The sequence below is a fragment of the Pseudomonas sp. S2_A02 genome (assembly GCF_054668495.1).
This window is the reverse complement of sequence record NZ_CP162776.1, coordinates 3,902,450-3,914,080: the sequence shown is the minus strand read 5'-3', so window position 1 is coordinate 3,914,080 and position 11,631 is coordinate 3,902,450. Positions and strand designations below refer to the sequence as shown.

The 11,631-nt window shown below is 60.1% G+C and carries 12 protein-coding genes; 4 read left to right on the top strand and 8 right to left on the bottom strand.

Features of this window, described 5'->3' with window-relative positions; translation table 11 throughout:
* Positions 1-118: 118 nt before the first annotated feature.
* The 5 genes from AB4O41_RS17810 to dadA form a co-directional block, all read right to left on the bottom strand.
* Positions 119-535 carry a c-type cytochrome gene (locus tag AB4O41_RS17810; RefSeq protein WP_460144122.1) on the bottom strand — a complete coding sequence of 139 codons (417 nt, stop codon included), beginning with the start codon at positions 533-535 and terminating at the stop codon, positions 119-121.
* A 181-nt stretch (positions 536-716) separates the two neighbouring features.
* Entirely contained in the window at positions 717-1,265 is a 549-nt protein-coding gene (locus AB4O41_RS17805; protein ID WP_007894746.1) for a cupin domain-containing protein, read from the bottom strand.
* Positions 1,266-1,393: 128 nt separating this feature from the next.
* Complete coding sequence (gene alr, locus AB4O41_RS17800) at positions 1,394-2,467, bottom strand: alanine racemase (protein ID WP_460144121.1); 1,074 nt, start codon at positions 2,465-2,467, stop codon at positions 1,394-1,396.
* A gap of 99 nt (positions 2,468-2,566) precedes the next feature.
* Positions 2,567-2,920 (bottom strand): RidA family protein, encoded by a 354-nt coding sequence (locus AB4O41_RS17795; protein WP_030132425.1) that lies wholly within the window; start codon positions 2,918-2,920, stop codon positions 2,567-2,569.
* A complete protein-coding gene (dadA, locus tag AB4O41_RS17790; RefSeq protein WP_217856857.1) occupies positions 2,892-4,196 on the bottom strand; it encodes a D-amino acid dehydrogenase in 1,305 nt (434 codons plus the stop codon). The genes AB4O41_RS17795 and dadA overlap by 29 nt, the downstream gene beginning before the upstream one ends.
* A 156-nt stretch (positions 4,197-4,352) precedes the next feature.
* Between dadA and AB4O41_RS17785 the strand changes: the two genes are divergently transcribed.
* Positions 4,353-4,841 carry an Lrp/AsnC ligand binding domain-containing protein gene (locus AB4O41_RS17785; RefSeq protein WP_003206849.1) on the top strand — a complete coding sequence of 163 codons (489 nt, stop codon included), beginning with the start codon at positions 4,353-4,355 and terminating at the stop codon, positions 4,839-4,841.
* Between the two features lie 138 nt (positions 4,842-4,979).
* On the opposite strand, the gene AB4O41_RS17780 is transcribed toward AB4O41_RS17785, so the two are convergent.
* Positions 4,980-5,333 (bottom strand): YkgJ family cysteine cluster protein, encoded by a 354-nt coding sequence (locus AB4O41_RS17780; RefSeq protein WP_007894729.1) that lies wholly within the window; start codon positions 5,331-5,333, stop codon positions 4,980-4,982.
* A gap of 148 nt (positions 5,334-5,481) precedes the next feature.
* Here AB4O41_RS17780 and AB4O41_RS17775 point away from each other — a divergent pair, with 148 nt between their 5' ends.
* Positions 5,482-6,795: an NAD(P)/FAD-dependent oxidoreductase gene (locus AB4O41_RS17775; RefSeq protein ID WP_460144120.1), complete on the top strand. Its 1,314-nt coding sequence runs from the start codon at positions 5,482-5,484 to the stop codon at positions 6,793-6,795.
* Between the two features lie 144 nt (positions 6,796-6,939).
* On the opposite strand, the gene AB4O41_RS17770 is transcribed toward AB4O41_RS17775, so the two are convergent.
* A complete protein-coding gene (locus AB4O41_RS17770; RefSeq protein WP_460144119.1) occupies positions 6,940-7,185 on the bottom strand; it encodes a DUF1127 domain-containing protein in 246 nt (81 codons plus the stop codon).
* A 179-nt stretch (positions 7,186-7,364) separates the two neighbouring features.
* Here AB4O41_RS17770 and AB4O41_RS17765 point away from each other — a divergent pair, with 179 nt between their 5' ends.
* Positions 7,365-8,786, top strand: a complete 1,422-nt coding sequence (locus AB4O41_RS17765; RefSeq protein ID WP_460144118.1) for an aminotransferase-like domain-containing protein — start codon at positions 7,365-7,367, stop codon at positions 8,784-8,786.
* 58 nt (positions 8,787-8,844) lie between these two features.
* Positions 8,845-10,422 (top strand): phospholipase D family protein, encoded by a 1,578-nt coding sequence (locus AB4O41_RS17760; RefSeq protein ID WP_460144117.1) that lies wholly within the window; start codon positions 8,845-8,847, stop codon positions 10,420-10,422.
* 16 nt (positions 10,423-10,438) lie between these two features.
* On the opposite strand, the gene AB4O41_RS17755 is transcribed toward AB4O41_RS17760, so the two are convergent.
* Positions 10,439-11,584, bottom strand: a complete 1,146-nt coding sequence (locus tag AB4O41_RS17755; protein ID WP_460144116.1) for an MFS transporter — start codon at positions 11,582-11,584, stop codon at positions 10,439-10,441.
* Between the last annotated feature and the right edge of the window lie 47 nt (positions 11,585-11,631).

The following is an 11,631-nucleotide window of genomic DNA, read 5'->3' as shown; positions in this document are numbered from 1 at the left end:
GTTCCATGAATTGGGGTTGGACCGAGCTTGCCGGGTCTTTGCTGCAAAGCATAGCCTCAGGGGTAAATCGCAGGCACAAAAAAGCCGCTCGTAAGCGGCTTTTCGTTGAAGACCGGGCTTACTTCAGGCCGGACATCTTCTGGATGGCGCCTTTGAGCTCGGCGTCGGCGCAATCGGCGCAGGTGCCTTTTGGCGGCATCGCGTTGAGGCCGGAGATTGCTTTCGCCAGCAAGCCATCCAGGCCGCCTTCTTTCTTGGCGCGCTCGCCCCAGGCTGCAGCATCACCAATTTTCGGTGCGCCCAACAGGCCGGTACCGTGGCAAGCGTTGCAATGTTTCGCAATCACTTCGTCAGGGGTCTTGGCACCACCACCGCCACCAGCAGAGGCAGCGACTTCCATCCCCTTGCACTCTTTGCCCTGCACACAAACCTGGCCGACGGGTTCAAGACGTTTAGCAATATCGTCGTTGGTCGCTGCTTGTGCGCTGACTGCCCAAAGGGCCAATACGGTTGCTGGTACAGCCAGCATTTTCATAATTAGATTCACGCGTTCACCCTCAATGGTGGCTAGTCACGCCCACGGCCACGGTTCGCAGGCGGGCGCAAGTATAGCGGTAAGCCCGTCACACTGAAACAACCCCAAAGTCGAAGGGGTTTTATCGTGGGCGGAAATACAGCATGGGCGTCTCCACAATCCGGGCAGGACGCCTCTTCTCTTAGAAATTCGCCGGGGTAGCTGCGCTGATTAGTCGCGCCGGAGCATCGAACGGATTACGGAAGCGGTGCGGCTTGGTACTTTCAAAGTAGTAGCTATCGCCGGCCTCGAGCACAAATGTTTCGAGCCCGACCACCAGCTCCAGCCGACCTTCCACCAGAATTCCGGTTTCCTCGCCCTCATGGGTGAGCATCTCGTCACCGGTGTCGGCGCCAGGCGGGTAAATTTCGTTGAGGAACGCGATAGCCCGGCTCGGGTGAGCCCGACCGACCAGTTTCATGGTCACTGCCCCATCGGAAATATCGATCAGCTCGTGGGCCTTGTAGACGATCTGAGTCGGTTTTTCCTGCAGGATTTCTTCGGAAAAGAACTCGACCATGGACATGGGAATCCCGCCCAGTACCTTCCTCAGCGAACTGATCGAGGGGCTGACGCTGTTCTTCTCGATCATCGAAATGGTGCTGTTGGTTACACCCGCGCGTTTGGCGAGCTCACGCTGGGAAAGACCTTTGAGCTTACGGATCGATTGCAGTCGTTCACCGACGTCCAATGCTGGAGCCTCCAGGGATTCAGGTTGCAGGAATATTGAGCGTTATCATGGCGACAGCGTTCAGTATTTACAACACTTGGGCCTGAATCCTGTTTGGCGAAGCGACTTTCGGTCGGGAGCATTATTCGTCAGGCCCCGGAATAGAGCAGCGGCACCCGACGCAGGTTGCAGAAGATCTGGTAAGGAATCGTGCCCGCGGCCGTCGCAACGTCACTGGCGAGGATATTTTTACCCCACAACTCGACGGGCGAACCAAGGCCGGCTTGCGGCACATCGGTCAGGTCGACGCAGAGCATGTCCATCGACACGCGGCCAATCAACTGGCTGCGCTGCCCGGCGACCATTACGGGCGTACCGGTCGGCGCCTGACGTGGATAGCCGTCGGCATACCCCATCGCCACCACGCCAACGCGCATTGGCTTGGGGGTGACGAATTTCGCGCCGTAGCCAATCGGCTCGCCGGCCGGCAGTTCACGCACGCAAATCACTTTCGATTCCAGGGTCATCACCGGTTGCAGGCGGGACGCCACGGCATTGGCCTCTTCGAAAGGCGTCGCGCCGTAGAGCATGATGCCTGGACGCACCCAATCGCTCGGAATCTGCGGCCAACCGAGCACCGCCGGCGAGTTACGCAGACTGATTTCGGCCGACAACCCCTGACGCGCCGCCTCGAACACCGCAACCTGCTCGGCGCTGGTCTGGCAGTGCAGCTCATCGGCGCGGGCGAAGTGACTCATCAGCACGATCTTCGCCACTTTGCCGCTGGCCAGCAGCCGTTGGTAGGCTGCCTGGTAATCCGCCGGGTGCAAACCAACCCGATGCATGCCCGAGTCGAGCTTGAGCCAGACCGTGATCGGTTTGCTCAGCGCGGCTTTTTCGATGGCTTCGAGCTGCCACAGCGAATGCACCACGCACCAGAAGTCATGCTCGACGATCAGCGACAGCTCATCGGCTTCGAAAAAGCCTTCGAGCAACAACACCGGCGCACGAATGCCCGCGGCACGCAGCTCCAACGCCTCTTCGATGCACGCCACAGCAAACCCGTCCGCCTCGGCTTCCAGTGCCTGGGCGCAGCGTACCGCGCCATGGCCATAGGCATCGGCCTTGATCACCGCGAGGGCCTTGGCCCCCGTGACTTCACGGGCGATCCGGTAGTTGTGGCGCAGGGCTTGAAGGTCGATCAGGGCACGGGCTGGACGCATGGCGGCAGACTTCTAGTCGGTCATTGGAATAAAAAACCGGCACTGGCTGACAGCGTGAACCGCCAACAGCACCGGGAGAGGGATCTTTCTGGCCGAGCGTTATGGCAGCGCGGCGACAACCGACAGCTCGACCAGGATTTGCGGTTCGCACAGCTTCGACTCAACGGTAGCGCGGGCCGGGGCAACGCCTTTTGGCAGCCACTGGTCCCACACCGAATTCATGCCTTCGAAGTGCGCGTCGATGTCTTTCAGGTAAATCGTCACCGACAGCAGACGGCTCTTGTCGGTCCCGGCCAGATCCAGCAAACGCTCGATGTTGGCGAGGGTTTCACGGGTCTGCTGTTCAATCCCGGCGCTCATGTCATCGCCGACCTGCCCTGCCAGATACACCGTACTGTTGTGGACAACGATCTGGCTCATGCGCTCATTGGTGAGCTGGCGCTGGATTGACATGTTTTGCGGACTCCTGAAGTTTGTTGCCATAACGGGAAATATCAAGGCCTTCGGCACTGATCTGCGGCGTTTTCTTCGCCATCAGGTCAGCCAGCAAACGACCGGAACCACAAGCCATGGTCCACCCGAGCGTACCGTGGCCCGTATTCAGAAACAGGTTTTTGAACGGTGTGGCGCCAACAATCGGGGTGCCGTCCGGAGTGGTCGGACGCAGGCCGGTCCAGAAGCTCGCCTGGGGCAGATCGCCGCCCTGAGGATAAAGGTCGTTGACGATCATCTCCAGGGTTTCGCGTCGACGCGGGTTCAATGACAGGTCAAAACCGGCAATTTCCGCCATGCCGCCGACGCGAATGCGGTTGTCGAAACGGGTGATCGCGACCTTGTAGGTCTCGTCGAGAATGGTCGAGGTCGGGGCCATCGCCGGGTTGATGATCGGCACGGTCAGCGAGTAACCCTTGAGCGGATACACCGGAGCCCGGATGCCCAACGGCTTGAGCAATTGCGGCGAGTAGCTGCCCAGCGCCAGCACGTAGCGGTCGGCGGTTTCCAGCTTGCCGTCGATCCACACGCCGTTGATGCGATCACCGGCGAAGTCGAGGCGCTGAATGTCCTGGCCGAAACGGAATTCCACACCCAGCTTCGTGGCCATTTCGGCCAGGCGGGTGGTGAAGATCTGGCAGTCGCCGGTCTGGTCGTTCGGCAGACGCAAGGCACCCGCGAGGATGTCGGTGACACTGGCCAGGGCCGGTTCGACCCGGGCAATACCGGCGCGGTCGAGCAGTTCGAACGGCACGCCGGACTCTTGCAGCACGGCGATGTCTTTGGCGGCGCCATCAAGCTGCGCCTGGGTGCGGAACAGCTGGGTAGTCCCCAAGCTGCGGCCTTCGTAGGCAATGCCGGTTTCGGCGCGCAATTCGTCGAGGCAGTCGCGGCTGTATTCGGACAGGCGCACCATGCGCTCCTTGTTCACCGCGTAACGGCTGGCGGTGCAGTTGCGCAGCATCTGCGCCATCCACAGGTATTGGTCGATGTCGGCAGTAGCCTTGATCGCCAGCGGTGCGTGACGCTGCAACAACCACTTGATGGCTTTGAGCGGCACGCCCGGCGCGGCCCACGGCGAGGCATAACCCGGCGAAACCTGCCCGGCGTTGGCGAAACTGGTTTCCATGGCCGCCGCGGGCTGACGGTCAACCACCGTCACCTCAAAGCCGGCCCGTGCCAGATAATAGGCACTGGCGGTACCGATGACGCCGCTACCCAAGACCAGAACGCGCATTTTCATATCCCTCATCGCGGCTTACCGCTGACGTTTATTGTGCAGACCGAAGATGTGGGCAGTTTAAAAAAGATTAGCCAGTGCTTTTCACTATATAAGTGCCTATATTTGGCGACAATTCTCGGCAAAAACCCTTTTCACGGAGGAGCATCCCCTATGCGGACCAATACTCAGACCAAACGTGAGCTGGACAAGATCGACCGCAACATCCTGCGGATCCTGCAAGCGGACGGGCGCATTTCCTTCACCGAGCTGGGGGAAAAGGTCGGCCTCTCCACCACGCCCTGCACCGAGCGAGTACGGCGACTGGAGCGCGAAGGGATCATCATGGGCTACAACGCCCGCCTGAATCCGCAGCACCTCAAGGGTAGCTTGCTGGTGTTCGTCGAGATCAGCCTCGACTACAAATCCGGCGATACTTTCGAAGAGTTCCGACGCGCGGTGCTGAAACTGCCCCACGTACTGGAATGCCATTTGGTGTCAGGGGATTTCGATTACCTGGTGAAAGCACGGATTTCCGAGATGGCCTCGTACCGCAAACTGCTGGGCGACATCCTGCTCAAGCTGCCGCATGTGCGCGAATCCAAGAGCTATATCGTGATGGAAGAAGTGAAAGAGAGCTTGAACCTGCCGATTCCGGATTGAGGGCTCAGCCACAAGGGAAGGGCTGCCTGAGCGACCGCTATCGCGAGCAGGCTCGCTCCCACAGGTACAGCGGTGTCCTTGTGGGAGCGAGCCTGCTCGCGATTGATGCGACTCGGTCCCGGTTGAAGTAACGCGGCTTTAAACCAACACCTGCCGCGTCGAAGCCATGTACTCATGAATCTGCTTCTCGACCCGCGGATGGATCAGCTCCACCGGTCGCCGCCCGTTGGGGCACGGCAACGTCTTGGTGGTACCGAACAGCCGACAGATCAGCGGTCGTTCGTCATATACCGTGCAGCCGTTGGGGCCCAGATGGACGCAGTTGAGCTCATCCATCGCCGCATCTTGCTCCGCCCGGGTCTTGCGCGGCAGGCGGGACATTTCTTCGGGCGAGGTGGTCACCGGCCCACAGCAGTCATGGCAGCCGGGCACGCACTCGAAAGAGGGAATCTGCTGGCGCAGCGTGCGAATTTTCTGGCTGTTGCAACTCATCGAAGCGGTGACCGAATGCGGAATAGACTGGGATTCTGACGCAAAAAACCTGATCTAGACAGCGCCAACCGACCGGTGTTGCCCGTGTCCGAAGCGGCGGCTTATGCTCCGTCAACTTTTTCAAACACACGAACTCAGGATGACGCACATGAACGCCCCCGTTCAGCAACCCGCCCCGAGCCATCAACACGCGGCCTCTTATTACGCCGCCAGCAGTTTGCCGCAACCCGATCTTGCGGTGCTCACAGGTGAGCTGGTTGCGGACGTGTGTGTGGTGGGCGGCGGGTTCTCCGGGCTGAACACCGCGCTTGAATTGGCCGAACGTGGCTTCAGCGTGGTGCTGCTGGAAGCGCACAAGATCGGTTGGGGCGCCAGCGGACGCAATGGCGGGCAATTGATTCGCGGCGTCGGCCATGGCCTCGATCAGTTCGCCAACGTGATCGGTGTCGATGGTGTGCGCCAGATGAAACTGATGGGCCTGGAAGCGGTGGAAATCGTCCGGCAGCGGATCGAGCGTTTTCAGATCCCTTGCGACCTGACTTGGGGTTACTGCGACCTCGCCAACAAGGCTCACGAGCTGGAAGGCTTTGCCGAAGAAGCCATCGAGTTGCGCAGCCTCGGTTACCGTTACGAAACCCGTCTGCTGCAAGCCAATGAAATGCACAGCGTGGTCGGTTCCAACCGCTATGTCGGCGGCTTGATCGACATGGGCTCCGGGCATCTGCACCCCTTGAACCTGGCACTCGGCGAAGCGGCTGCCGCCGGGCAATTGGGCGCGAAGCTGTTCGAACAATCGGCGGTAACCCGCATCGATTACGGCCCCGAGGTCAAGGTCCACACCGCCCAGGGCACGGTTCGCGCGAAGACGCTGGTGCTGGGTTGCAACGCCTACCTCAACGATCTCAATCCGCAACTCGGCGGCAAGGTGCTGCCCGCTGGCAGTTACATCATCGCCACCGAACCTTTGAGCGAAGAACTGGCCCACGCGCTGCTGCCACAAAACATGGCGGTCTGCGATCAACGGGTGGCGCTGGATTACTACCGACTCTCGGCCGACCGACGCTTGCTGTTCGGCGGTGCCTGCCATTATTCAGGACGCGATCCGAAAGACATCGCCGCGTATATGCGACCGAAGATGCTGGCGGTGTTCCCGCAACTGGCCGGGGTGAAAATCGACTATCAATGGGGCGGGATGATCGGCATCGGCGCCAATCGCCTGCCGCAGATCGGACGACTCAAGGAGCAGCCGAATGTGTATTACGCCCAGGCTTATTCCGGTCATGGGGTGAACGCCACGCATCTGGCGGGGAAATTGTTGGCTGAAGCCATCAGTGGTCAGCAGAGTGGAGGGTTCGATCTGTTTGCCAAGGTGCCGCATGTCACCTTCCCGGGTGGCAAACATTTGCGTTCGCCGTTGCTGGCGTTGGGGATGTTGTGGCATCGGATGAAGGAGTTGGTCTGAAAGATTTTCGGCGTCTGTGTCGACGCCTTCGCGAGCAAGCCCGCTCCCACATTTGATTTTTAGCGAACACAGATTTTGTGTTCGACAACGATCAAATGTGGGAGCGGGCTTGCTCGCGAATCGATTTAAAGAACACCACAAAACTCAGATCCGCCAGAACGGTTTAAGCCCCTCCTCCCGCGCCTGCTCCTGACTCAATCCGACATCCCTGAGCTGTTCCGCCGTCAATTCCAGCAACACCTTGCGCGTGTGCAGACGATGCCAGAACAGGCCCCAGCGACCCAGGCAGGACGGTGCGTTGCGCATGACCGCCTCGCGTGCGCCGTTGTTTTGCCCTGCCGCCAGTTCCTGACTGTGTAACGTCAGCCGCACATCGCTCAAGCCGTTCATTTTCATTGCTCCTGTTTACTTGGGTAGCCAGAGCTTTCATGATGCGCGGACGGCGAAAAGCATTACAGATTCAACGATGGTGTATTAACTCCATACAGATTTTCCGTTTCAGCCTCTGAATCACATATTTTTGCCCCATCTGTGCTGGTTAACCGAATCACCCACACCGAGACTGCGCCATGACCCTTTACGTTAACCTCGCCGAATTGCTCGGCACTCGTATCGAACAGGGCTTCTATCGTCCCGGCGACCGGTTGCCCTCGGTGCGGGCGCTGAGTGTCGAACATGGGGTCAGCCTGAGCACGGTGCAGCAGGCCTATCGAGTGCTGGAAGACGTTGGTCTGGCGATGCCCAAACCCAAGTCCGGCTACTTCGTACCGGTGAGTCGCGAGCTGCCGGAGCTGCCCGTGGTTGGCCGACCAGCCCAACGACCGGTGGATATTTCGCAGTGGGATCAAGTGCTGGAACTGATCCGCGCCGTACCGCGCAAGGACGTCGTGCAACTGGGTCGCGGCATGCCGGACATCACCACGCCGACCATGAAACCGCTGCTGCGCAACCTGGCGCGAATCAGCCGTCGGCAGGACATGCCCGGCCTGTATTACGACAACATCTACGGCACCCTCGAATTGCGCGAGCAGATCGCTCGCCTGATGCTCGACTCCGGTTGCCAGTTGAGCGCCAACGATCTGGTGATCACTACCGGTTGCCACGAAGCACTGTCCACCAGCATCCGCGCCATCTGCGAGCCGGGTGACATCGTCGCCGTAGATTCGCCGAGCTTTCACGGCGCCATGCAGACGCTCAAGGGCCTGGGCATGAAAGCCCTGGAAATCCCCACCGACCCGCTCACCGGCATCAGCCTCGATGCTTTGGAACTGGCATTGGAGCAATGGCCGATCAAAGCCATACAGTTGACCCCCAACTGCAACAACCCGCTGGGCTACATCATGCCGGAGGCGCGCAAACGTGCGCTGTTGACACTCGCACAGCGTTTCGACGTGGCGATTATCGAGGACGATGTGTATGGCGAACTGGCCTACACCTACCCGCGCCCGCGCACGATCAAATCATTCGACGAAGACGGCCGCGTCCTGCTCTGCAGTTCTTTTTCCAAGACTTTGGCACCAGGCCTGCGCATTGGTTGGGTCGCACCGGGCCGTTATCTGGAACGGGTGCTGCACATGAAATACATCAGCACCGGCTCCACGGCGCCGCAACCGCAAATTGCGATTGCCGAATTTCTCAAGGCCGGGCACTTCGAACCGCATTTGCGCAAGATGCGCACGCAATACCAGCGCAATCGCGACGCGATGATCGACTGGGTGACCCGCTACTTCCCCGCTGGCACCCGGGCCAGCCGTCCGCAAGGCAGCTTCATGCTGTGGGTCGAACTGCCGGAGGGCTTCGATACCCTGAAACTCAATCGGGCGCTACATGATCAAGGCGTACAGATTGCTGTCGGCAGTATCTTTTCCGCCTCGGGCAAATACCGCAATTGCCTGCGGATGAACTACGCTGCCAAAACAACCCCGCAGATCGAAGAAGCAGTGCGCAAGGTCGGTGCGGCGGCGATCAAACTGCTGGCGGAAACCGACTGACCTTTCTTCGGGATCCGGCGTCCATATAACTAACAAGGCCGCCAACGGAACATGCTCCGTGAGAATCAGACAGCCCCTGCTTGCTCTTCTGTTACTCGCCTCGTTCCTGGGTGGCTGCGCGACGCTCGACGTCCCTCGTGAGCCGAGTCAGGCCCTACCGGCAGCAGACTCGGCGTTCGGCCGTTCGATCCAGGCCCAGGCTGCCCCCCATCAGGGCCAATCGGGCTTTCGCTTGCTCTCTGACAGCGCCGAGGCCTTCACCGCCCGCGCCGAGCTGATTCGCAACGCCCAAAGCAGCCTCGATCTGCAGTACTACATCGTCCACGACGGCATCAGCACACGAATACTGGTGAGGGAGCTGCTCAATGCCGCCGACCGCGGCGTGCGGGTGCGGATTCTGCTCGACGACACCACCAGTGATGGCCTGGACCGGATCATCGCCACCCTCGCCGCCCATCCGAAGATTCAGATCCGCGTGTTCAATCCGCTGCACCTGGGCCGCAGCACCGTTGTTACGCGAACCATGGGCCGGCTGTTCAACCTGTCGCAGCAACATCGGCGCATGCACAACAAACTGTGGGTGGCGGATAACAGCGCGGCGATCGTTGGCGGGCGCAACCTGGGGGACGAGTATTTCGATGCCGAGCCAAAAATGAATTTCACCGACATCGATATGCTCAGTGTCGGCCCGGTCGCAGAGCAGCTGGGGCATAGCTTCGACGAGTACTGGAACAGCGCTCTGAGCAAGCCGATCGAGCAGTTTCTCTCGACCAAGCCGACCGCCAGGGATCTAAAAAACACCCGGACTCGACTGGATGAGTCCCTCGAAGAAACGCGCAAACAGAATCACGCGCTTTATCAACAGTTGATGGCTTACACCACTCAACCGCGCCTGGATGTCTGGCGCCGGGAGCTGATCTGGGCCTGGAACCAGGCGTTGTGGGATGCACCGAGCAAAGTACTGGCCGACGGCGAGCCGGATCCGCACTTGCTGCTGACCACCCAGTTGGCGCCCGAACTCAATGGGGTCAGCAAGGAGCTGATCATGGTCTCGGCCTACATTGTGCCCGCTCAACCGGGGCTGGTTTACCTGACCGGTCGCGCCGATGCCGGCGTTTCTGTGAGTTTGCTGACCAATTCACTGGAAGCCACCGATGTACCGGTCACACACGGTGGTTATGCGCCTTATCGCAAAGCCTTGCTGGAACATGGTGTGCAGCTGTTCGAATTACGCCGCCAGCCCGGCGATAACGGCGGCAGCGGCAGTGGACCGAGACTGTTTCACAGCGGGAGCAGTTACCGTAGCTCCGACTCCAGCTTGCATAGCAAGGCGATGATTTTCGACCAACAGAAAGCATTCATCGGCTCGTTCAATTTCGACCCGCGCTCGGTCCTGTGGAACACCGAAGTCGGGGTGCTGGTGGACAACCCGCAGCTCGCCGGACGGGTTCGAGAACTGGCACTGGAGGGTATGGCGCCTGCACTCAGCTATCAGGCCCGACTGGAAAAGGGTCAAATCGTCTGGGTCACCGAAGATGACGGCAAACAGCACACATTGACCAAAGAACCAGGGGGTTGGTGGCGGCGATTCAATTCATGGCTCGGCAGCGTGGTCGGCCTGGAGCGGATGTTGTAGACCGGCCCTGTGGCGTTCAGGCCGGTTCGGCAACCGTGCCAAACGCCCCTTGCCGCGACACTAGAATCACCAGCCCCAATGCACCCGCCGCCATCAGCAACGGCAAGGCATGCCCGCTGATCCATTGGCTGCCGGCACCCGCCGCCAATGGCCCAATCAGGCAACCAATGCCCCAGAGCTGCGCGATGTGGGCATTAGCCCGCACCAGCGCATCGTCGCGATAACGCTCGCCGATCAGGATCAGCGACAAGGTGAACAAACCGCCGGCACTGGCGCCAAACAACACCCACAGCGGCCAGATCAGTAGCGTGTCGATCAGCAACGGAATCGCCAGGCTCGACAGCAACAAGAGCAGCGCACAGCCAGTGAACAACGTACGCCGCGACAAGCGATCGGCCAGCGCGCCAATCGGCAATTGCAGCAAGGCATCACCCACCACCACCGTGCTGACCATCGCCAAGGCGATTTCCGTGGTGAAGCCCTGACGCAGGCAATAGACCGGCAGCAAAGTCAGGATCATCGCTTCGAACGCCGCGAACAGCGATACCGCCCAGGCAATCGCCGGCAAGCCACGGCAGAAGGTCAACAAGTCTGCGAGGGTTACGCTGCAGGCTTCGCTGGTGGGTGCGCCGCTGCGGCCCAACAGCAGAAGCGGCGACATCATCAGCAAACCGACGCCAACCCAGAAGCCGTAATCGTGCTCGGTGCCCAATGCCCCCAACAGTAACGGCCCGGCCAGCTGACTCAGCGCATAGCTACTGCCATACAGTGCCACCAGTCGACCACGCCATTGCTCGACCACTAGCTGGTTGATCCAGCTTTCGCCGAGGATGAAGACGAGGGTCAGGATCACCCCAATCATCAACCGCAGTACCAGCCAAACCGGGTAGCTCGGCCACACTGCCAGCAAACCGATGGACACCGCCCCAGCCCACAGGCAAAGGCGCATCAAATTGGCCGTGCCAAGACGGGCTGCGAGGTGGCTGGAGATTTTCGCCCCCAGCAATACGCCAATGGCCGGCATCGCCGCCATCACGCCGATTGCGAACGAGCCATAACCCCAGCCTTCCAGACGCAGCGATACCAACGGCATGCTGACCCCCAAGGCCAGGCCGACACTCAAGACAGACGCCAAAACGGCGAAATACGTCGCCCAACGCATGTTCCACGCTCCTGTGGATACTTTATGTGCAACACAAAACACTGTGG

Bases quoted from the DNA above. Each gene is read 5' to 3' on its own strand.
- AB4O41_RS17795 (WP_030132425.1), bottom strand. From the start codon at position 2,920: ATGTCAATCCAGCGCCAGCTCACCAATGAGCGCATGAGCCAGATCGTT.
- AB4O41_RS17755 (WP_460144116.1), bottom strand. From the start codon at position 11,584: ATGCGTTGGGCGACGTATTTCGCCGTTTTGGCGTCTGTCTTGAGTGTC.
- AB4O41_RS17775 (WP_460144120.1), top strand. From the start codon at position 5,482: ATGAACGCCCCCGTTCAGCAACCCGCCCCGAGCCATCAACACGCGGCC.
- AB4O41_RS17770 (WP_460144119.1), bottom strand. From the start codon at position 7,185: ATGAACGGCTTGAGCGATGTGCGGCTGACGTTACACAGTCAGGAACTG.
- AB4O41_RS17765 (WP_460144118.1), top strand. From the start codon at position 7,365: ATGACCCTTTACGTTAACCTCGCCGAATTGCTCGGCACTCGTATCGAA.
- dadA (WP_217856857.1), bottom strand. From the start codon at position 4,196: ATGCGCGTTCTGGTCTTGGGTAGCGGCGTCATCGGTACCGCCAGTGCC.
- AB4O41_RS17785 (WP_003206849.1), top strand. From the start codon at position 4,353: ATGCGGACCAATACTCAGACCAAACGTGAGCTGGACAAGATCGACCGC.
- alr (WP_460144121.1), bottom strand. From the start codon at position 2,467: ATGCGTCCAGCCCGTGCCCTGATCGACCTTCAAGCCCTGCGCCACAAC.
- AB4O41_RS17780 (WP_007894729.1), bottom strand. From the start codon at position 5,333: ATGAGTTGCAACAGCCAGAAAATTCGCACGCTGCGCCAGCAGATTCCC.
- AB4O41_RS17810 (WP_460144122.1), bottom strand. From the start codon at position 535: ATGAAAATGCTGGCTGTACCAGCAACCGTATTGGCCCTTTGGGCAGTC.